Origin of the sequence: Desulfurococcus mucosus DSM 2162 (assembly GCF_000186365.1) — an archaeon.
Classification (GTDB): domain Archaea; phylum Thermoproteota; class Thermoprotei_A; order Sulfolobales; family Desulfurococcaceae; genus Desulfurococcus; species Desulfurococcus mucosus.
Genome location: NC_014961.1, coordinates 1,144,711 through 1,164,944, shown reverse-complemented (window position 1 = coordinate 1,164,944; position 20,234 = coordinate 1,144,711). Strand labels below are relative to the sequence as shown.

22 protein-coding genes and 1 tRNA gene are annotated in these 20,234 nt (G+C 54.2%); 11 read left to right on the top strand and 12 right to left on the bottom strand.

The features are described 5' to 3' along the window. Positions 1-4 precede the first annotated feature (4 nt). Positions 5-799: an A24 family peptidase C-terminal domain-containing protein gene (locus DESMU_RS06160; protein ID WP_013562731.1), complete on the top strand. Its 795-nt coding sequence runs from the start codon at positions 5-7 to the stop codon at positions 797-799. A gap of 24 nt (positions 800-823) precedes the next feature. Next, positions 824-955, top strand: coding sequence for a hypothetical protein (locus DESMU_RS07275; RefSeq protein WP_275451558.1), 132 nt, complete (start codon positions 824-826; stop codon positions 953-955). An 889-nt stretch (positions 956-1,844) separates the two neighbouring features. Here the strand turns inward: DESMU_RS07275 and DESMU_RS06155 are convergent. From DESMU_RS06155 to radA, 3 genes are all read right to left on the bottom strand, one after another. Beyond that, on the bottom strand, positions 1,845-2,636 hold the full coding sequence (locus DESMU_RS06155; RefSeq protein WP_013562730.1) for an ABC transporter permease: 792 nt from the start codon (positions 2,634-2,636) through the stop codon (positions 1,845-1,847). After that, complete coding sequence (locus tag DESMU_RS06150; protein WP_083799353.1) at positions 2,620-3,558, bottom strand: ABC transporter ATP-binding protein; 939 nt, start codon at positions 3,556-3,558, stop codon at positions 2,620-2,622. Before DESMU_RS06150 ends, DESMU_RS06155 begins: the two co-directional genes overlap by 17 nt. Before the next feature lie 86 nt (positions 3,559-3,644). After that, positions 3,645-4,634 (bottom strand): DNA repair and recombination protein RadA, encoded by a 990-nt coding sequence (radA, locus tag DESMU_RS06145; RefSeq protein ID WP_013562728.1) that lies wholly within the window; start codon positions 4,632-4,634, stop codon positions 3,645-3,647. Between the two features lie 123 nt (positions 4,635-4,757). Between radA and DESMU_RS06140 the strand changes: the two genes are divergently transcribed. Next, the gene (locus tag DESMU_RS06140; RefSeq protein ID WP_013562727.1) at positions 4,758-6,593 is read left to right on the top strand and encodes a threonine--tRNA ligase; all 1,836 of its coding nucleotides are present in this window, start codon (positions 4,758-4,760) and stop codon (positions 6,591-6,593) included. 3 nt (positions 6,594-6,596) lie between these two features. Here DESMU_RS06140 and DESMU_RS07210 read toward each other — a convergent pair whose 3' ends face one another. Then, complete coding sequence (locus DESMU_RS07210; RefSeq protein WP_187286350.1) at positions 6,597-6,761, bottom strand: hypothetical protein; 165 nt, start codon at positions 6,759-6,761, stop codon at positions 6,597-6,599. A 145-nt stretch (positions 6,762-6,906) separates the two neighbouring features. On the opposite strand from DESMU_RS07210, the gene DESMU_RS06135 reads away from it, so the two are divergent. Then, on the top strand, positions 6,907-7,533 hold the full coding sequence (locus tag DESMU_RS06135) for an ASCH domain-containing protein (RefSeq protein WP_013562725.1): 627 nt from the start codon (positions 6,907-6,909) through the stop codon (positions 7,531-7,533). A gap of 59 nt (positions 7,534-7,592) precedes the next feature. On the opposite strand, the gene DESMU_RS06130 is transcribed toward DESMU_RS06135, so the two are convergent. Continuing rightward, entirely contained in the window at positions 7,593-8,117 is a 525-nt protein-coding gene (locus tag DESMU_RS06130) for a hypothetical protein (RefSeq protein ID WP_013562724.1), read from the bottom strand. Between the two features lie 449 nt (positions 8,118-8,566). Here DESMU_RS06130 and DESMU_RS06125 point away from each other — a divergent pair, with 449 nt between their 5' ends. Beyond that, complete coding sequence (locus DESMU_RS06125) at positions 8,567-9,301, top strand: 5-formyltetrahydrofolate cyclo-ligase (protein WP_013562723.1); 735 nt, start codon at positions 8,567-8,569, stop codon at positions 9,299-9,301. A 170-nt stretch (positions 9,302-9,471) separates the two neighbouring features. Here DESMU_RS06125 and DESMU_RS06120 read toward each other — a convergent pair whose 3' ends face one another. The 5 genes from DESMU_RS06120 to DESMU_RS06100 all read right to left on the bottom strand — a co-directional run bounded on the left by DESMU_RS06120 (position 9,472) and on the right by DESMU_RS06100 (position 15,924). Next, a complete protein-coding gene (locus tag DESMU_RS06120) occupies positions 9,472-10,776 on the bottom strand; it encodes a DNA topoisomerase IV subunit A (RefSeq protein WP_013562722.1) in 1,305 nt (434 codons plus the stop codon). An 11-nt stretch (positions 10,777-10,787) separates the two neighbouring features. Beyond that, positions 10,788-12,377 (bottom strand): DNA topoisomerase VI subunit B, encoded by a 1,590-nt coding sequence (locus tag DESMU_RS06115; RefSeq protein ID WP_013562721.1) that lies wholly within the window; start codon positions 12,375-12,377, stop codon positions 10,788-10,790. A gap of 171 nt (positions 12,378-12,548) precedes the next feature. After that, positions 12,549-13,997: an RtcB family protein gene (locus tag DESMU_RS06110; protein ID WP_013562720.1), complete on the bottom strand. Its 1,449-nt coding sequence runs from the start codon at positions 13,995-13,997 to the stop codon at positions 12,549-12,551. Positions 13,998-14,081: 84 nt separating this feature from the next. Continuing rightward, the gene (gene hisS / locus DESMU_RS06105) at positions 14,082-15,386 is read right to left on the bottom strand and encodes a histidine--tRNA ligase (RefSeq protein ID WP_013562719.1); all 1,305 of its coding nucleotides are present in this window, start codon (positions 15,384-15,386) and stop codon (positions 14,082-14,084) included. 7 nt (positions 15,387-15,393) lie between these two features. After that, positions 15,394-15,924 carry an endonuclease gene (locus DESMU_RS06100; RefSeq protein WP_425358428.1) on the bottom strand — a complete coding sequence of 177 codons (531 nt, stop codon included), beginning with the start codon at positions 15,922-15,924 and terminating at the stop codon, positions 15,394-15,396. Between the two features lie 66 nt (positions 15,925-15,990). On the opposite strand from DESMU_RS06100, the gene mtnA reads away from it, so the two are divergent. The 5 genes from mtnA (at position 15,991) to DESMU_RS06075 (ending at position 18,835) form a co-directional block, all read left to right on the top strand. Then, positions 15,991-17,082, top strand: a complete 1,092-nt coding sequence (gene mtnA, locus DESMU_RS06095) for an S-methyl-5-thioribose-1-phosphate isomerase (protein WP_048078753.1) — start codon at positions 15,991-15,993, stop codon at positions 17,080-17,082. A gap of 69 nt (positions 17,083-17,151) precedes the next feature. Then, positions 17,152-17,253, top strand: a tRNA-Pro gene (locus DESMU_RS06090). A 56-nt stretch (positions 17,254-17,309) separates the two neighbouring features. Continuing rightward, positions 17,310-17,702 carry a metal-binding protein gene (locus DESMU_RS06085; protein ID WP_013562716.1) on the top strand — a complete coding sequence of 131 codons (393 nt, stop codon included), beginning with the start codon at positions 17,310-17,312 and terminating at the stop codon, positions 17,700-17,702. 32 nt (positions 17,703-17,734) lie between these two features. Continuing rightward, complete coding sequence (locus DESMU_RS06080; protein ID WP_013562715.1) at positions 17,735-18,073, top strand: hypothetical protein; 339 nt, start codon at positions 17,735-17,737, stop codon at positions 18,071-18,073. Next, positions 18,074-18,835, top strand: coding sequence for a phosphoglycerol geranylgeranyltransferase (locus tag DESMU_RS06075; protein WP_013562714.1), 762 nt, complete (start codon positions 18,074-18,076; stop codon positions 18,833-18,835). It begins immediately after the preceding gene. Here the strand turns inward: DESMU_RS06075 and DESMU_RS06070 are convergent. After that, complete coding sequence (locus tag DESMU_RS06070) at positions 18,801-19,058, bottom strand: MazG nucleotide pyrophosphohydrolase domain-containing protein (RefSeq protein WP_013562713.1); 258 nt, start codon at positions 19,056-19,058, stop codon at positions 18,801-18,803. The two genes, DESMU_RS06075 and DESMU_RS06070, sit on opposite strands and share 35 nt — an antisense overlap. Positions 19,059-19,129: 71 nt before the next feature. Here DESMU_RS06070 and DESMU_RS07050 point away from each other — a divergent pair, with 71 nt between their 5' ends. After that, positions 19,130-19,306, top strand: a complete 177-nt coding sequence (locus DESMU_RS07050) for a preprotein translocase subunit Sec61beta (RefSeq protein WP_013562712.1) — start codon at positions 19,130-19,132, stop codon at positions 19,304-19,306. A gap of 17 nt (positions 19,307-19,323) precedes the next feature. On the opposite strand, the gene DESMU_RS06065 is transcribed toward DESMU_RS07050, so the two are convergent. After that, a complete protein-coding gene (locus tag DESMU_RS06065) occupies positions 19,324-20,229 on the bottom strand; it encodes a 3-methyl-2-oxobutanoate dehydrogenase subunit beta (RefSeq protein WP_013562711.1) in 906 nt (301 codons plus the stop codon). Positions 20,230-20,234 lie beyond the last annotated feature (5 nt).

Below are 20,234 nucleotides of genomic sequence, written 5' to 3'. Positions count from 1 at the left end.
GTGTATGCAGCCCCTGTGGGATCCGGTGAACCTGCTTGAAGCGGTTAAGGCGGTGTACACCCTTGTCTTCCTAGGGGTGTTCTCGCTCCAGGACTATAGGAGCCGTGAGATAAGCGATAGACTAGTATACTTGTTCACAGGGGGCTCAGCCGTCTTCCTGGCAGCCACGTTAATGCTCCACGGCTTCGACCCTGTCTACATGGTTTTCTCCGCGGTCGTCCCGTTGACGTTCACACTGCTCTACTATACAGGGTTAATGGGTGAGGGAGACGTGTATGTTGTCGCATCACTCTTCATGCTGTACCCGTCGCCGCCCCGCGCTGGCTTCCTCCCTAGGTCGCTTCTCCCCCCGTTGATACCGATAGTCCTGTACTCAACGGTCTCCGTGGTACTGATATCACTTCTCTACGCATCCTACACTGTTATAGTGCACCGCAACCTGCTCAAGGGTATGCCATTGAAGTACAGGCTCATATACCCCTTCATAGCGAGACCCATGAGGGTCGCCGACTTCATTGAAACCCGGTTCTACTATCCTTTAACGCTAATAGAGGCCGGCGACGGGGAGACGGTGACGGTTTACAGGCTACACTATAGTGTAGAAGAGGATCCAGGAGTCTACAGGGAGTTGTTCAGGAAGCTGGTTGAGGCAGGGACTATTTCAGCCGACACAGTCATATGGGTCTCCTACGGGGTCCCCTACATAATACCATTGACAATAGGAGTGGCAGCATTCCTCATTATAGGAGACGCCCCGGTGCTCGCACTGATAAAACACATAGCTGGGCTCACTTCTTAAAACAGGGTCAACACTGCTTCAGCCGTGGCAAGGGAGCAGGCTACCAGTATCCCCAGGGGATTCCTCGAGTCACGTTGCATGAGGATCAACAGGGTCATCAACACCGGCTTATACATTGGTAGACCTAACTACTATGGATCGCTGAGGCACATGTAGACGCACCTTCTAGCATAAAGATAGTTGCCAAGGACTCCCCAAAGCCTGGAACCGGCTGCAGCGACCTTGGGAGGCATGGGAACCGGAAGGCTGATACTGTTACAGCTGAAAGCCCCGGGTTTTCAGGGCATGGATAAAGGGTTTAAATGTAGTGAGTGGGCTGTTACCATTTAAATGACTGGTGAAAACGTTTATAAGTCTTGGTGCTGCATGTTTCCCCTGGATGATGATCAATGAGATAGGCTTGTGGAGTCTAACCGGGGTGCCCTGGCTGTGACGCGTGAGCCGGGGCAGGCCCCACGGGGCGATGGGAGCAGTGCTCCAAGCCCCTTGGGGCCTCTGGGAAGCCTGGCGGAGGGCCGCGTGCCGTTCGGCCCCATGCCCAGTGAACCCGCGCCGGAGGCGGCTTGGCTGCCCTGTGAAGGCGTGGGCGAGGAGAAAGCCCCTAGATATGATCGAACATAAATAGATGAGGATGAATATCTAGGGGCAAACGGTGAAATCAGGGATCCCTAGTTGCATCGTCTGCCCTGTAGATGAGGAGTCTGACCTCCTCTCCGCCCTAAAAGGGGGTTTCCTTTAGGGCGGTTCATGGGTTCCCCGCATTTGTTCGGGTTTACATCTGTCATTTGCGGGGCAGTGGGGGTGGTCAGAGATCCCCCCATCTGGTTGTCTCTGCTCGGGAACAACCCCTCGTGAACGAGGGGTTGCAGCCCCCTCACCGCTAAATACGTTTCCCCATCACCATTACCCATACATAAAAAAACAAGCCTATAAACCTTCATCCCCGCCTTGAAAGACGAGGCTTTCGGTTGTAAACCCGGATGGATGCAGGGGAAACTAGTGAACCCCTGAACGGGGAGCTCTCAGTCTTTAGGGCGGGGGAGCACTACCATCTTCTGTGGAGTCTCCTATAGTAGAGGGTGTATATTGATACTCCCGTTAAGAATAGTACTAGTGATGAAGAGGCAGCGTAGAGTACGTATAATGGGCTTCCAGGGTTGAAGTCGTATAAGTGTTCGACTTCTCCCCGGGACAGGAAGTATTTCGCAACGTGGAGGTTGCTTGACACAGGCCAGGTTCTCGAGAAGGCTTTTAGGTTCTCGCTGAGTGCGAAGTAAGGTGTGAAGACGCCGGACACGGCTGAGGTAACCACCGCTAGCGATATGCCTGCTGCTATGCTAGCCCTGCCCATGGGCACCAGGATTAAGCCGACGCCGCATGATGCTAACAGTATCAGGAGGATAAAGAGGGATGCGGAAAGAGCCTCTTGAATGGTTACACCAGTATACCTTGCCCCCAGTGCCACACCGGTGGCCAGGACCACAGCTGCAGCAATAGTTGAGTAGAGCGTGAGGCCCATGAGTCTTCCAGCAACCTCCGCCAGCTTACTGTGCCTTAGTGGGAAGAGGAGTTCGAAGAGACCTCTGACTCTATCAGCGAGGATGGAGCCCGGGAGCGTTGCCATACCTATACTCATCGCTGAGAAAGCCACCATTTGCAATGTTGCACCCCACTTGGCTTCAGCAGCATAGGGGCCCTCAGGCACGAAAGCTGTGTTGGCTATGAGTGTCCAGATAGCTGGCCATCCAAGCGTCCAAAACAGGTTCGTGGGATCCCTTATGCTCTCCAATAGCTCCTTGTATGCGAAAACCCATGCGGTTCTAGCGGCCCTCCCCACCCTCAACCACCACCGCGGCTCTGAAGGCGTCTTCGAGGCTAGGCGGCTCCCTGACCAGCGTGGCCTCCGGCATAAGCCTCTTCAACAACTCCTCGGCATCTCCCAGCTTGTCGAGGGGTGCAACTACTCTAACGCCTTCAGCCACCTCCTCAGCTGTAAACCCATGTAGCTTCAGCTCGCCTACAGCCCTCCTTGCTCCAAGTCCCCTGGCTACTAAAACCCCTAGCCTTCCAGCGTACTTTTCAACTAGCTCAACAGGCCTAGCATAGTCCACCACTCTCCCAGAGTGCATGAACACCACTTTATCCGCCTTCTCAGCGTCGACCCCTATATGTGTTGTGAAAACCACTGTTGCACCATTGGATTTAGCTGCGTGGAATGCCTCTAGTACACTGGGCCTTTTAACGGGATCAAGCCCTGCCGTGGGTTCATCCATAATGTAGAGCTCCCTATCCATCGCCAAGAGAAGGGAGATGGCCAGCAACCTCTTCATACCCATAGAGTATTTCTTCACAAGCCTCTTGAGGTCCAGGCGTGAAAGCCCCAGCTCCTCGGCCACCGACACCGCTTTATCAAGGTATCCTCTTCCGAGTCCAGTCAACCCGGCGAGGAACACCGCGTTCTCCAACCCCGTCATATAGGGGGCTAGGCAATCGGCTTCAGGCAGGTACGCTATCTTCCCTAATGCATCCTGGGGCTCGGTGCCCAGCAGCCTCACGAAGCCCTTTGACGGCTTCTCAAGCCCTATGACGCTTCTAAGCAACGTGGATTTCCCGGATCCATTTGGACCCATGACTGCGACTACTTCCCTCTTCTCAATACTCAGGGAGACTCCTCTAAGGGCTTGGACAGGCTTATCATGGAGGCCCCTGTATTCAACCCAGAGGTCTGAGACCTCTAATGCCTTGGTCAAGACCGCCACGCTCGACCTCTATGAGTCCTCCACGTTATTTAAAGAGATTTAAAGAGGTGTTGTGGCTGGGGCCTGTTGCAGGGTTTGAGTGTTTTTCACTGTTCTTCAGAGTCTCTTATGCCTTCTTCAAGTATTACGAAGACGGCTTCTCCCTCTGGTAGATGGGGGGCGTCGACTACTCTCGCTATCCTCTTGTTGCCCTTCGACTTCTTGAGCTGTACTCTTACTCCTGGGGTGTGTGCTAGGACGTGGCCGCCTACGGCTATGGTTGGGTCACCGTAGAATATGTCGGGGCGTGCCATCACCTGGTTTGTTACGACTACTGCGACATTGTATGCTTCCGCCAGCCTCACTAATTGGTGTAGGTGGGAGTTCAGCTTCTGCTGTCTTTCAGCCAGGTGGTCTCTCCCAGGGTATTCGGCTCTGAAGTGGCTTGTCACGCTGTCTACTACTACGAGCTTTACATTGTTCTTCGGTATGAATGTGAAGAGCTCGTCGACTATGGATATCTGGTGGTCGCTGTTATACGCCCTCATATAGTATATGTTGTCCATCACCTTATCGGGGTCTAAGCCAAGCGCCCTGGCCATTGCCTCTATTCTCTCCCAGCGGAACGTGCCCTCCGTGTCAATGTAGACGGCTCTACCCTCTAACCCCCCCTTCTCAAGGGGTAGTTGCACGTTGACGCTTAACTGGTGGCATAGCTGGGTTTTACCTGAACCGTATTCGCCGTAGAACTCTGTGATAGTCTTGGTTTCAACTCCACCGCCCAGCAACTCGTCGAGGCTCCTGCTCCCGGTGGTTATCTTCCTTATGTTAAGCCTCTCCTGCTTGACCTCCCTGGCGGTCTTGAAGGTTATGCCCAATGCCTTCCTAGCTGCCTCGATGACTTTTTGAACCGTGAGCACGGGTAGCCCCGTCTTCTCAGCGAGCTCCTCGGGGCGGGCTACCACAATGCTCCAGGCGGACACGTATCCAGCTGCCTCGAGCTTGTCGGCGATAGCGGATCCTACTCCAGGCAGGCTTCTCACAGTGATGAATTCCTGCTGTTGCCTACTGTTCTTCTCCTCGCTCACGGTTCTCACGCTCCACCATAATACTATGCGTCTCCTCCTAATATATGGTTAGAGCCCTTGGCTCCGGTCAGCAGTGTTGAAACACATGTTTAAATATCCTCTGGGATAATATCGTGTCTCAAGGTGTCCGCGTTGAGGCTACTGTTGATCCATGCCCGTAGATTCAGCTACGAGGTGGTGAAGCCAGCTGTAGAGGAGCCCGAGCCCCTCGGCGAGGCCGGTGGGAGCGGGGCTTTCGAGAACACCCTTGTAGTCTTCACCAGTGTGGAGAAGGGGGACGATGAATCAGTTGTACCCGGTGCGGTAAGCGAGATACTCAGCGTGTTCAACCAGGTTAAAGCATCCTCTATAGTTGTATACCCCTATGCACATCTCTCGCAGGATCTGGCACCGCCCTTTGAAGCCGTGAAGATACTTGGCCGCCTGTACGCAGCCTTGAAGGAGGCAGGGGTTGAAGCATACAAGGCGCCCTTTGGATGGTATAAGGCGTTCACCCTTGAATGCTACGGTCACCCGTTGAGCGAGCTGTCTAGGAGTGTCAGGAGGTCTGAGACCGGGGCTAGGAGAGTCGTGGAGAAGAAGTTCTACATTATGACCCCTGACGGCGTCCTCCACGATCCAGCAGGCTTCAACTATGCAGGGTACCCTGAGCTGAAGGCGCTTGTGGAGAAGGAGGTTTTCGGGAAGGAGTTCACCGGCGGCGAGAACAAGGTTAACGAGTACTGTAGGAAGTTCGGGTTTGAATGGGAGCCCATGAGCGACCACGGCCACATGAGGTACGGGCCCCACGCGGTTTCGATAATGGAGTCGGTGATGAGGTATTCATGGATGGTGGCGCAGAGCCTCGGCATACCTGTTTTCAAGGTCATGGGTAGCAACATGTTTAACCTCAAGGAGAAACCCGTGTACGAGCACGCAGTCCTCTTCGGCGACAGGCTCTACGAGGTTCAACTGGATGAAGACCGCTTCGTCCTCAGGTATGCGGCATGCCACCAGCAGTTCGCCATGCTGAGGGACTGGGTTATCAGCTACAAGGAGATGCCTTTCGGAGCATTCGAGGTGGCCGACAGCTATAGGCTTGAGCAGCGGGGTGAGCTAGCCCTCTGCTTCAGGTTGAGGAAGTTCTACATGCCGGATCTCCACATATTGACCAGGGACATTAATGAGGCGATAGAGGTCTCCATGAGGGTTCAGTCGAAGATACATGAGGAGGCTGGGAAGGTTGGGAGGAGCTATGTAGCCTTATACAATATAACCGACGAGTTCCTTGAAAAGTACAGGGATAAACTAGTCGAGTTCGTTAAAAGAGAGAAGTACCCGGTTCTACTAGCAGTGATACCCTCTGGAATATACTACTGGGTTCTAAACGTGGAGTACCATATAGTGGACAACCTGAACAGGCCGAGGGAGATAGCAACCTTCCAGATAGACGTGGGGAACGGTGCGAGATTCAACATAACATACGTGGATGAGAAAGGGGAGAAACACCACCCGGTTATAATACACACAGCCATACTTGGCGGCGTCGAGAGATACATATACATGGTTCTAGACACAGCGGCATTAATGGAGGCGAAGGGGCAGACCCCCTACATACCTACATGGATGAGCCCTGTTCAAGCCAGGGTAATACCTGTCTCCCGGGAGTTTAACGAGCACGCCTTCAAGGTAGCCGGGGAGCTGGCGTCAAGGGGCTTCAGGGTCGACGTGGATGACAGGGATGAAACCCTTGGGAAGAAGATAAGGGATGCTGGGAGAGAATGGGTGCCCTACATCATAGTTATCGGTGAGAGAGAGGTTGCAACCGGTACACTCAACGTCAGGGTTAGGAGGAGCAACGACCAGAAGGTTATGAGGCTCGAGGAGTTCATAGACCTCCTCAACAGGGAGGTTGAAGGATACCCGAGGGTTGAGATGACGCTGCCCATGAAGCTGAGCTCGAGGCCGCTTTTCTCATACAGGCAGTAGCACCTACTCCTCCACATACCCTATTATTTCATGGAAACTGTTTTTACCGCAGTTAGAGCAGTAATGGTACAGCTGCTTAAACTCCTTCTTCAAGGGGAAGCTGACGAGCAGCCTCCACTCCAAGCCGCACTCCCTGCATCTTAAAACCCAGTACCCCATTGAGACCACCAGTCGCCTTCAAACAGCAATGTTTTAAGGGATCGCCGACAACCCTATTAAATAGTGATGAGACCACGGGCTTGACCAAGGGGATGAGAAGACCTGTCTCAACTGACATATTCAACCACGGCTCGAAGCCTCCGGGTGCAGCCCGATGCCCAGGGCGCGCTTCATAGGGAGGCATATAATGCTGAAAGGATGGTACGCCGGGAAACTCCTATCCGGCGAGAAGAAGGCGACCATTAGGCTTGGAATAGTGAAGCCCAGGTACAAGGAAGTCATAGTGCACGCTGGCGGGAAACCCATAGCTAAGGCGAGGATTAGGAGGGTCTACTATAGGAGGATGAGGGATTTAACGGATGAGGAGGCCAGGCTCGAGGGCTTCAAGAACAGGGATGAACTCGTTGAAGAACTCCGCAGGCTCTACGGGGATATAAGTGGAGACCAGTACTTAACCGTGCTAGAGCTCGAGGTGGTTCAACGCCTAGACGAACTAGACCCCGGGCACCCGTATGCAGGCATGAGGCCAGCCGACATAGCTAGACTAGCCCTCAGATACCTGGCGGGCGCGCTGAGCAACGAGGAGCTGGAGGTGCTAAGAGACCTCACTAGGACTGACAGCATTAGGAGAACCGCTGTGAACCTCTACGGTAGCGTTGAGAAAAGAGGCATCGTGAGGAGGACGCTGAGAAAAGCCCTCAAGCTCCTGGCGGAATCAAAGCTCATATCCCTAGGCCACAGGCAGGAGGCGCCTGAGGAGCCCTCCGATAGCCAGCGATAACACCAAGGCACCGGGATCACGGCTGTGGAACCCGCCCTAAGGGAAGGCTAGTGTCCACCTCATGTAGACCGATACTTGGCCCTAGTAGAGTCGATCATCGCCGGCTTAATCAACTGGTGGTAGTCGTCAAGCCTGTAGTATTCCTTATAGATCAATTCGCCGCCCGATTTAACACTCCAGGTCAGCTTAGAGTCTATGCTACCACGGTACACCGTGAAAAAGCTGTCAATCGCAGGCTTCACATCCCTGTTCTGCTTGTATAGTTCACCTGGTTCAAGGAACTGGCACACTCTCCTAGAGTATACTTGAGGCTCCTCCATTAGGAGAAAGTGCATTTTCACATGCCTGTAGATAGCGGGTAAAGGCTTCGTTAAAAGCTCGTAAGCCCTGGCTGAAGGCACCCAGTCGTATAGGCATGCATACACGCCCTCAGAGGCGTTCCTCAAGTCCACCTGCCCCGGCCGGTCGCAGAGGATCACGCCGTCTAGATCGGCGTGTTTCTCCAGTAGTTCCAGGCTGCCCACGCCCAGCGTCACGGTGAAGCAGCGGCCGTCCCAGAAGCATACTTCAAACCTCTCGCCCAAAGCGTTCCACCCGGGTTGCTTCAAATGTGATTCAGCAACCTAAACTATATAAACAATCACAATCCCTAGGCCTCATCCCGTGTTTCACTCCACGGTTTCAAAGCCGTGGAAGAAGTGGAAGGGTCGACACGGCTTAAACGGTTGCTGACGGCTGAGAGGGGTGGGTTCGTCCGAAGACTGTTCACTAGGTGAAGGTTTTTAAGCTGGTTTGACTGCTGGAAGCACTGGAGGCGTGGCAGTGAATGGGGGTCTCTGCTGGATGCGTGTTCCCTCGCCTCGATGACGGCGGGGTGGCCATTAGAGGCGGGGGATTTACCTGGTTCCCTGTGGGGCGGGCCCAGTGGTGCCTGCTGATGCAGCCCCCAATGAGGTACTGATATTGGAGGGGAGGCCAACGCCCAAGACAACTACAAGTACCCGGAGCGTTCTAAGCGACTAGGATGATGGACATGGGCAACCACCCGGATCAGCTCCGTCAAGCTGTAAGGGAGAGTGTTTGGAGGAAGATTGAGGAGCTCGGCGTGGCGGATTTCCCGCTGCCTGCCCGAGGCAGGATCCCGAACTTCAAGGGGGCGGAGGAGGCTGCCAGGAGACTCATCTCACTGCCCGAGGCAGCGTCCGCTAGAGTGGTCTTCGTAAACCCTGATTCACCTCAGGCCCCGCTTAGGAGGATGCTCCTGGAGAAGGGTGTTCTCGTAGTGGTCTCAACACCTAGGATTTCATCCGGCTTCATACTGCTGGATCCACGCAGGATACCCAGGGGCCTCTACCACTGGGCCTCAACGATCAAGGGTATGGTGAAGCTGGGTGAGAAAGTACACCCATCTGCTCTGCCGAGGATAGACATGTTCATCGCTGGCTCAGTAGCCGTCAACAGGATGGGGGCAAGGCTGGGTAAGGGAGAGGGGTACAGTGAGCTCGAATACGGCATCCTCACCCACTACGAGAGGCTTAATGAAAAGACGCCGATAGCGACCACCGTCCACGACATCCAGGTCGTGGACGTCGACATCCCCTTGAAGCCCTGGGACTTCACCGTGGACATCGTGGCAACCCCAACCAGGGTGCTGAGGCGTGAGGGGCCGCTGAGAAGGCCCAGGGGCATAATGTGTGGGCTCCTCGACGCCGGGAAGCTGAGGGAGATAGGCCTACTGGCGGAGATATGTCGTGGAGACATGGCTTAAGGAGCGGGTTTCAGATCCCTGCACCCGCTGGGAACCCGCCTGGCAGCCCCGGGGTGTTTCCTAGTGGAAGCCTCATTATTCATGACTGGTATGTGTGAGGCGGAGGCCTCTGGATGCGGGTGAGCATAAAGAGATGGGGATGAGTATTCAGGGGCGAACGGTAAAATAGGCTAGTCTATCCAGTCGCCTGTTGATATTTTCTCGGGTATGTAGTGGTCGGCGAGGAATTTTAATCCCTTGCTGGCCATTGCCTCTATTTCAAGCTTGCTGAGGGTTTTGAAGAACACGCAGAGTTCTCTCACCCATTCAGGGGTTTGGAACCATGGGTACCCTGTTAATCCTTCTTTCTTCTTCAGCTTGTTCTTGTACTCGGCGTTGTCTAGGCATACGTCTGCCACGTTGTAGCCTATTAGCTCGACGGCTCTTTCAAGGTCGCGTTGCTTCGCCTTGATTATGTAGTTTCTTCTCTCGGCCTCGGTGAGGTAGGGTTTTTTCTTTGCAAGCTTCTCGAGTCCCCGTGCAATGGAGCCCAGCTCCTTCTTGGAGTCCTTGTCCTTCAGCATCTCTCTGAAGACGTCGTCGCCGAAGACATCCGTCATCATTACACCTATGAACTTCGCCCTGGGTGTTGCAAGCCTCTCGCTTTCATATGAGAGCGTGATACTACCTATCTTGAAGACGCTGTAAATATAGAACCCGTAGGGGTCGCTGTCGGTTAGAATGTACACTGGTAAATTATATTCATCGCTGAGCCTCCTCAGGAAGCGCCTGGTCGCCCTATCCGGTTGCCCGGCGCTCGTGATGAGTATGGCCTTATTCTTCTTCCAGAAGCCGTATCTGTGCAGCTGCTGGAATACGGCGTCCTTCTCGACCACGAGCACGTACTCGGCGTCTACATCCTTGAACTCTATTAGATCAGGGGTGGGCTCGATCGAGTAGGCTCCATGCCCCATGCGGCTTAGATCAATGGTGTCGTCCCCGCTTCTTATAACGAGGTTACCCACCACTTTACCCTTCTCCTTGCTCAGTATGAGGAGTTCCTCGCGCAGCACGTTCAGGAATACTTCTAGATCCCTTATCACGCTGTCAGACTCCTTCTGCTCATCCCACGTGTTCTCATGCACCTCCCTACCGCTGCTACTCCTATAGCTTATACTGTGCTTCCCCCTGTAGTAGAGGTCACGTATCGTTGGATACTCATTGTTCACCAGTGAGTCGTAGATTATCGAGGCCATTAGCACGGTCTGCATGAATTTCCTCGCCTCGTTGACGTCTGTGAAGCTCCGCTTCAGGGTTTCAGGCCCTAGTAGCAGGAGCTTGTTCTTGTAGTCGTAGATGGTGTTCGAGAGAGTCCTCTTAGGCATGACGAAGACGGGGCGCCCCTCCCTCTGTATCTCCTCGGCTACCCCGGAGAACATTTTCCTCATTAACTCGGCTGCCTTCCTCCTGGCCTCGAGGTCTACAGCGGACACCATTGCTCAGCCACCTACGCCCCTATTTTAACTGATTCAAGCACCCCCTGTATCTCGGTTACCGGTATGCCTGTGCGCTTGGAGACTATTGAGACCAGTCGCCGCAGTAACAGGGCCTCAGCCTCCTTGTCGCCGCCGGAGGTTATCAACGCCAGGCTCCTCGCTACTTCAGGAATGTATTTTGCCAGGTGTTCAGCCCTCTTCTTCAACTCCTCTTCTCTCGCCTTCTTCGACAAGTACTTCCTGAGCTCCCTTAACACATCCATAAGGGCGAGCTTGATTTCTCTCCGCACCTCTGGGACATCGGCTATGCTTTCTTTCCCAACGCCTTTAAACGGTATCTTAGTGCTGCAGACGTGTACGAGTATCGCGATGGGTGCTGGGAAGGTTATCATGTAGTTGTCCCAGCCTATGTCCTCCTTGACCACAAGTGTAGTAACATCGCTTCCCTCATCGTAGAGCAAGGGGATCTTGTTAGCATACCTGAGTATTATCGGTTTATCATTCTCGCTTAGAGGCGTCTTCCCCCCGTAGGCCACACCGGCCTCCACTACGAAGGGGTGTCCCTGGTAGGCCTGCGGCCGCCTCGAGACAGCGTAGGTGAACTCCGGCTGGAAGACGTGCTTCAAGCCGGCTTCAATTATCTCACTGCCCAGGGGGGAGATCGCCTTGGTTGAGGGTGCCCTTATATCCTTCATTGATCTAAGCGTGTTGACCAGTGAGAGGAGCTCGTTCTCCGTGAGGTCGACCGGTGGCTTAGCCGGGTCTACTCCAGCCTGCTGCAGTATGAGTCTCGCCGTTGCCTCACCTATGCTCTGGAAGCCCTTGATCAACAGCTCCTCCACGCTGCTATAGTTGTGCGAGGAGATTATCTGCTTCAACAACTCCAGGTCTACGCCGTGGGGATGCGGCTTCACCTCCACGGGTGGGGAGGGCAGCTTGTCAACCACCCTGGGGTAGTAGACGATTTCATCATCCGGTGTCAAGGCAACTATGTTAGCGTAGGGGGTTACAATAGCGGTTTTAAACAAGTATTCCTTTATCTTCTGCTTAGCCCTCCCCCAGTCGCCCTCTATGGTTATCGACACTATGGTTCCATGCCAATCCCTGTTCTTCCTCCAGGAGCTCCTCTCAATGATGACTGGTTCATTCTTGTTTACATCTATCCTCAGCTTGAAGTAGTAGATCCTCTTAAACCCTGATTTACTGGTGATTACTTCAACGGGTCTACCGGTGGTCATCTGCCCGTAGAGCACAGCCATCTTTACTCCGAGCCCGTACATTCCACGGGTCTGCCTGAGCACATACTTACTGCTGAAGAGGACTCTGCCAAAGGCGTCTGGAACCACGTCGGGAGGTATTCCTATCCCGTTGTCCTCAACGGTGATCCTGTAGAACTCCTGGATTTCGTCAACCCTTTTAATAGAGATCTTTACATCTGGAAGAATGCCGTGTGCATCCGTCGCGTCTAAAGCGTTCTCCACGAGTTCCCTTACGGTTTGATATATGGCTCTAGCCGGGCTCGAGAACCCGGCGATCTCCCTGTACTTGTAGAAGAACTCGGCTGGACTAATAGCCCTATACTTCTCGGCCGCCTCCCCCATGCCTGAAACACCTGAAACAGCTGGAAACCACTAGTTTTATGATTAATGAAACTACTTAAAAAGAAGGGGGTGAAACCTTTAGTAGACTGACCCCCCGTTCTGAAGAGTGCCCCCGTTTAGGGCGGAGGAAAGGTCAGACCTAGGGGGAACGGTTGAAGCGACCTTGCGGGGTCATCCTTTAACAACGCCTATGGGCCGCATTCTGACAACGGGTCTAGCTATCCCTACTTTATGTGCGACCATTACTACTCTGTCGACATCCTTGTATGCTCCCGGGGCCTCCTCGCTTATAACCCTCCTTGTCGCAGCCTTTAAGACCACGCCTTTCCTGCCTAGCTCGTCGACTACTTTCTCAGGGCTGTAAGACCTGATGGCGTCTCCACGGCTGAGCCACCTGCCGGCGCCGTGGGGTGCGCTGAACCATGTTCTAGCCCCGTTGGCTGTGCCGAGCAGTATGTAGCTGGCTGTACCCATGCTTCCCGGTATGAGGACTGGTTGCCCTATGGACTGGTAGTCGCCCGGTATATCTGGGTGTCCTGGTGGGAAGGCTCTTGTAGCTCCTTTCCTGTGGACGACCACCCGGTGTTTTTCACCGTTCACCGTGTGCTCCTCTATTTTCGCAATGTTGTGTGCTATATCATATATTATTTCTATGCCTAGCTCCTCGGGATCCCTCTTGAACACCTGCTTGAAGCTCTCCCTCGTCCAGTGCGTTATTATCTGCCTGTTAGCCCAGGCGAAGTTGGCTGCCGCCGACATCGCCTTGAAGTAGTCTTGTGCCTCAGGCGACTGGAAGGGCAGTGCAGCCAGCTCCCTGTCGGGTACCTGTATACCGTATTTCCTCATTGCTCTCTCCATCACCATTAGGTAGTCGCTTGCAACCTGGTGTCCCAGCCCCCTGCTACCAGTGTGTATCATTAATGTCACCTGTCCGATCCTCGTTATACCCATTGTTTTCGCTGCCTCTGGATCATATATTTCATCGACGACCTGTATCTCGAGGAAGTGGTTCCCAGCCCCAAGTGTGCCGAGCTGCTCGTGCCCCCTCTGCTTAGCCACCTTGCTCACCTTGCCTGCGTCAGCGGTCTTCATCCTCCCTCGTTCCTCTATATGCTCAATATCCCTCTTCCACCCGAAGCCGGCTTCCACAGCCCATTCAACACCCCTGTTCAACACCTCGTCAAGCTCGTTGAACCCGAGCCTTAGGTGGCCCGTGGAGCCCACGCCGCTTGGAACATTCCTGAACAAGGCGTCGACAAGCTCCTTGAGCCTCGGTTTAACGTCGTCGACGTCTAGCTCCGTTCTCAACACTCTCACACCGCAGTTGATATCGTAGCCTACGCCGCCGGGGCTTATCACGCCCTCCTCAACGTCGAACCCAGCTACCCCACCTATTGGGAAGCCGTATCCCTGGTGTCCATCAGGCATGACATACGAGTACAGTTTTATCCCCGGCAGGCATGCCACGTTAGCCGCCTGCTCGAGGGTTAGGTCGCCCTCCATCTTCTCAAGGAGGTATTCGTCAGCGAAGACCACGGCATCGGTCTTCATGCAGGGCTTGTAGCTCCTCGGTATCCTCCACTCGTAATCGCTTATCTTCTCAAGGCTTGGCCTAGCCATAGAAATGCACCTTCAACGTATCTAACCCTATTGTTAGTGGATATGGGTTAATAAACACGGGTCGACGGCGACTGCGCCCCCGGGTTAACCCCGCCCCCCATGCTTCTCAAGGAGCTTGATTAAGGCATCCGTGTCACCGGCTTCAATGGTTGACTGCATCCCTGTATGCATGTCTTTAACCGTGACAACCCCTGATTCAAGCTCTCTCCTACCTAGTATTACAACGGCGTCGGCGCCCTGCTTGTTGGCGAAGCCGAGGGCCTTGGACACGGTGCGCGCCCTGTAAGGGATAACGGCTAGGCCTCCACTGGTAATTCTCTTCACGAGCTCGTAGCCTGCTTTAAGCGGGACCCCTTCCAGGATGGAGACCACTATGAGGCTCCTCCTCGGGACAGCCTTCTCCGGGCTGAGCAGGAGTGCTATCCTGTCGAGGCCTAGTGCTAGGCCGGTTGAATACTCGTATTCCCCGCCGTAAACCCTTGTCAACCCATCGTACCTGCCTCCACCCCCTATGCTCACGGTGAGGCCTTCACTAGTCTTGTACTCGAAGATCAACCCTGAATAATATGCGAGCCCCCTCACCAGCCTTGGCTCGTAGACGGCGTGGAACCCCATCTGGTTCAGGAGGTCGATGAACTCCCGTGTCCTCGCTAACTCAGCCTCTAGGGTGGTCTGCTCCCCCTCCCCCAGGAGCCTGAACTCTCTCAGTATACCGGGGGCTTCGTCCAGCCCGCTGTTAAGGAGCTTGTTAAACAACTCTACGTGACCCCCGGTGACGACGCCGCCTAGTACCTTGAGTGCATCGCCGACCCTGTCCTTGTCTATTAAGTGGAGGATGAGGTCCTGTGTCTCCCCGGGTACACCCATCTTATCCATGAGGACCCTGTATGTTGAGACATTGCCTACCACATAGTAGTGTTTAACGCCGACGGCCTCGAGGAAGCTGCTGGCGGCGAAAGCCACGGATGCATCGGCATTTATATCGGGGTCCCCTATGACCTCTAGCCCGCCCTGCCAGAACTCCCTGTACCTTGCTTTCTGTGGCTCCTCGTACCTGAAGCACTGTGCGACATAGTATAGTCTAACCGGTTTAGGCAGAGCCCGCATCTCCTTCAAGTATGCTCTGACAACGCTTGCCGTCACCTCGGGTCTTAAAGCCAGGGTTCTACCGGCTTTATCCTGGAACACGTACATTGATCTCTTTATCTCCTCACCGCTCTTCATCTCGAAGAGCTTGAAGTATTCAACGGTTGGCGTTATAATGGGCTTGAAGCCGTGTCTCCTCGCCGTCTCCCTGAAGACGTCGGCAAGGTACTCGTGTAGCTCGGCTTCCACGCCAACTATGTCCCTCATACCTCTCGGCGGGTTGAGTATGTCTTCCTCGCTCACAGATGCCTCACCCCAGTGCCACCTCGCCTGCCTCGTAATACGTTATATCGCCCTGCAGGCTCACTATGGCTAGAACTAGTTGCAGGCTATTATCCCTCGCGTTCTCAGCTTCCTTCACGATGCTATCTATGCTGATGAGCTTCTTCTCCTCTAGGACGTAGACTAGTCTGAGACCGCCTGACTTGTCTTTAACGAGGAACCTGCCTTGATCCACCACCCTAACCCTCCTACCCCTATCCCTTAGATCCTTGTAGACCAGTAGCTGTGGCCAGAAGAAGTCCTTGAAGCACCCGTATGCCTCCCGCATAAGCTCCTCCAGGCTTGAGAGGACGACTCCGGTTGCCGTCTCCACGACGGCTTTTTTCTCGAGGATCAAGTATGCTACTTCGACTAGGTCTAATACGAGGTCTCCACGGCTCCTCCTCCCAAACCACTTCTCCTCGAGGATGCCCACGGCTCTCGGATCACTCGTGGAAGCCCTGCAGGTCGATGGATCGAAGAGTATTCTTAAACCGCTCTCCCCGTTCAACCCGGTCACCGGTCACCCGGTAGCGTTAATATCGGGTTAACGGCTTATAATTAGGGTTGATGCCGTGAGCTAACCATGGGTGGTGTAGTGTTGAAGAGGGATCTACGGTACCCGCTCAAGATCAGGGCTGTATGGTTCGACGAGGACTCCAAGAAGGTGTGCTGGATAAACACTCTTAAACTCCCCTTCCAGGAGGAGGTTTACTGCAGCGATGACCCGGGGAGAGTCGCCAAGGCTATAGTCGACATGGAGATACGTGGGGCCCCAGCCATAGGGGTTGCGGCTGCACTAGCGGTTGGAGCCTACTCCACCAGGATCAGTGGTCTCCCCCTAGGGGACTTCAAGGAGAGGGTTGAGGAGGCCATAGACACCTTGTGGAGGACGCGCCCCACAGCATACAACTTGTTCTACGCCTTGAAGAGGTTGAGAAGGGTGCTTGAGGAGGGTGTGGCAGGCGGAGTGGAGCCCCCGGTTCTCTCCAGGAGGATCCTTGAGGAGGCGCTCGAGGTGATGTGGGAGGACGTGGAGTCCAATATAATGATAGGTGAACACGGCGCGGAGCTGATACCCGACGGGGCCACGATACTGACGCACTGTAACGCAGGGGCCCTAGCTACCTCTGCATTCGGGACTGCTGAGGCAGTGATGAGGGTTGCATGGTATAAGGGTAAGAGGATAAGGGTGATAGCCACTGAGACCCGTCCAATGCTTCAGGGCGCTAGGCTAACAGTGTGGGAGCTGGTTAAGGAGGGCATCCCGGTAACATTGATCACGGATAACATGGCTGGATACGTTATCAGGAAGGGCTTGGTCAACGCTGTGATCGTGGGTGCGGACAGGGTGACCAGGGAAGGGTATGTTGTGAACAAGATAGGCACGTACATGATAGCTCTGGCCGCTAAGAGGCACGGTGTCCCCTTCTATGTTGCAGCCCCTACGAGCACCATAGACCTCTCGAGCACAGTCAACGATGTAGTGATAGAGGAGAGGAACCCCTGGGAAGTGAAGCACGTGCTAGGCAGGCCTATAACGCTCGAGGAAGCCGATGCTTTAAACTACGCGTTCGACATCACCGACCCAGATCTCGTTACAGCCATAATAACGGAGAAGGGCGTAGTATACCCGCCGTTCAGGGAGAGCCTTGAAAGAATTATGGGAGGCCGGTGAAGAAGATCGCTGAATCCACATGTGCATCAATAGTTAAATACCCTTTCCTCAAACTATTTTCATCAACAGGGGCCCGTCGTCTAGCCTGGACTAGGATGCGGGGTTCGGGACCTCGAGCCGCTGAAGAGGCGGAACTCCCCGTGACCCGGGGTTCAAATCCCCGCGGGCCCACTACACTGAGTGAAACTGGTTCAACCCGGATCCCAGGCAACCGGAGTAGGTGGATAATGGATCTACGTGAAACCCGTTCAAGGCTTTCAACAGACTCCTCAGCCCTCACTCTTGAGGGGAGGAATGCTAGGGAAGTGCTCTCCCTCGTCTACTCATACAGGTTCGTCAGGCTCGTGGTGAATGGTGGAGAAATATGGGTGTACACGGGTCCCGAGAGGGACTATGTGGCTATACCTGGCACCTACTGTAGCTGCATGGATTTCGCTATCAGGGTTGTGTCGCGTGGTGAAACCCCGTATTGCAAGCACCTCCTGGGGCTCGAGGTCGCCCGTAGGCTCGGCAAGTACAGGGAGGTTAGATTGGGATCCGAGGAGGCTGTCGCCGTGGTCAGGGAGGCTCTTTTCAAGGGGTTTTCGAAAACCCTTCACAGGATGCTATATAAATACTGAGAGCTTATTGGTTAGATTAATCGGTGAGCAGTATGGCTAGGAGAAGGAAGAAGAGGAAGATTATTAAGAAGGCCGTCAAGATTCCAACGCTGTTCCAGTGCCCTAACTGCGGCTCCAACACGCTGTCAGTAGTGTTCGCTAAGGGGGAGTCCGGTAGGAAAGCCATAGTCTCGTGCAGCAGGTGCGGGCTCTACTACGAGTACGGTAATGTACCCTCAATATATCAGGCTGTCGACGTATACAATAAGTTCATAGACTTATTCGAGGAGGGCAAGGTGAAAGTGGAGTTCAAGGAGGCGGCGGGGCTAGAGGAGCTGGCCGAGGAGGTATCGGAGGAGCTGGAGGGTATGGAGGAGGCCGGTGAAGAGTGAATGAAGAACCGTGTATACAGGTACATAGTTGACAAGCTTTCACAAGGGGAGAAACTACACTTCACACTGGTCGACCCGGATAAAGCGGGCAACCTAGATAAGCTTGAGGAGCTCGCGGATCTAGCGGCGAGCGCCGGGTCCGATCTCTTCCTTATAGGTGGGAGCACTAGTGTAACCCCTGAGGAAGCCGGGATTGTTGCTGATACATTGAAGAAAACAGGCCTACCAGTAGTGATATTCCCCGGTAACATAAACTGCCTGACCCCTCGGGCGGATGCAGTCTTATTCATGGTGTTGATGAATACTCTTGAACCATACTACTTGATGCAGGTGCAGGTGTTGGCTGCACCATTGATAAGGAAGTATGGTCTTGAAACCATTCCAACAGGATACATAGTGTTCAACATGGATACAGCTGTGGGGCACGTGGGGAGAGTATACCCTATACCCTACTCGAAGCCAGAGCTAGCCCTAGCCTACGGGCTTGCAGCCGAGATGATGGGGTTTAAACTACTATACCTGGAGGCTGGGAGCGGGGCGCCGAGCCCTATTCCACCGGTGTTTCCACAGGTGATTAAGAGGAATACGGGGCTCATAACAATGGTCGGCGGCGGTATCAGGTCGCCTGAAGCAGTGGTGGAGTTGTTGAAGGCCGGGGCAGACATAATAGTTACAGGCACAGTCATGGAGAGGGACCCCGTGAAAGGGGTTGAGGTAGTAAAGGCCGTTAAAAGCTACCGTGGCCGGGATACTTCTTCTTGAACGCCTCCTCTAAATCCACGTTGACAAGGTTAGCTATGCTGAGCAACCATGCGAATACATCGGCTAACTCCTCTTCAAGCATTCCTCGATCCATGTGGAGCAATGCCTCGGCGAGCTCTCCAACCTCCTCGGCGAACCATGTGAACGTTGCGAACACGCCTCTAGCACTATCCCTCTCATAGTAGAGCCGCTTGATATGCTCCTGGGCCTCCCTGATATCCATTGGCAGCCACCTTTAAACACGTAAACATATAAAAGGCTAGGAGTATTAATCTACCTCGTGCAGGTGGTTCCATGAGTAAGAAGGGGAGGCGTAGAAGGGACACCCCTGGCATGTTCTCGGCGGCCGGGTTGGTCAGGTATTATGAGGAGAGCGATGTAGGCGTGAAGCTGAAGCCCCATGTACTGGTGGCGTTAATGGTTGCATTCACGGTGGCCGTGATAGTTTTATCCAAGGTTGCGCCGCCTTGATGAGGCCTCGGGAAAAATCACATGTGTCTCTTAACCCACTCCCAGTTCATCTCAACATGCCTCAATATCTCCTCCACCTGCTCCCTACTGATGTTCTTGAACCTGCCCTGCAGCTTCAAGTATTCCTCCACAGGCTTCCGTTTCCCTGGGTCAATGTATGCCCTGCTCGGGCTGGACAGCGTTAACTTACCGTCATGGTACTCGTAGAGTATCCATAGCCCTGTTTCAACGGCGAGCCTGGCGATTCTCACCGTGTACTTTGGATCGAATCTCCAGCCTATCGGGCATGGTGCGTGGAGATGTATGAATCTGAAGCCCTTGATCCCCCTGGCCTTCTGCAGCTTATTGTAGAAGTCATGGGGGTATGCTACGCTGGCGGTGGCCACGTAGGGTACTCCATGCGCTATCATTATCTTCGCTACATCCTTCTTAGCCTCAGTCTTCCCCTTGATGGGCGTCGTAGTCGTCCACGCGCCTAGGGGTGTTGAAGAGCTTCTCTGTATACCCGTGTTCATGTAGGCTTCGTTATCATACATTATGTATATTATGTTATTGTTCCTCTCCGCTGCACCGCTGAGGCTGGCCATACCTATGTCAGCTGTCCCGCCGTCACCGGCCCACGCGATCACCTGGACGTCGCGTATGCCGCGGCGTTCAAGGGCCTCAGCCACCCCGGAGGCCACGGCTGCGGCTGATGCGAAGGGGACGTGCACTATGCTCGTCTTCAAGGAGTGGAACGGGTATGTTCCAACTACGACGGAGGAGCAGCATGCCGGTATAATCAGTATCATCTTGTCGCCGAACACTGCTGAGAGAACCTTCCACGCCATGGGTATCGGGCAACCGGGGCACGCAGCGTCCCCTGGGAGAACCACGTCCCTCATCCTGTAGGGTATGGGTGGCTTAGGTCTGCTGGCCGACATCCTCC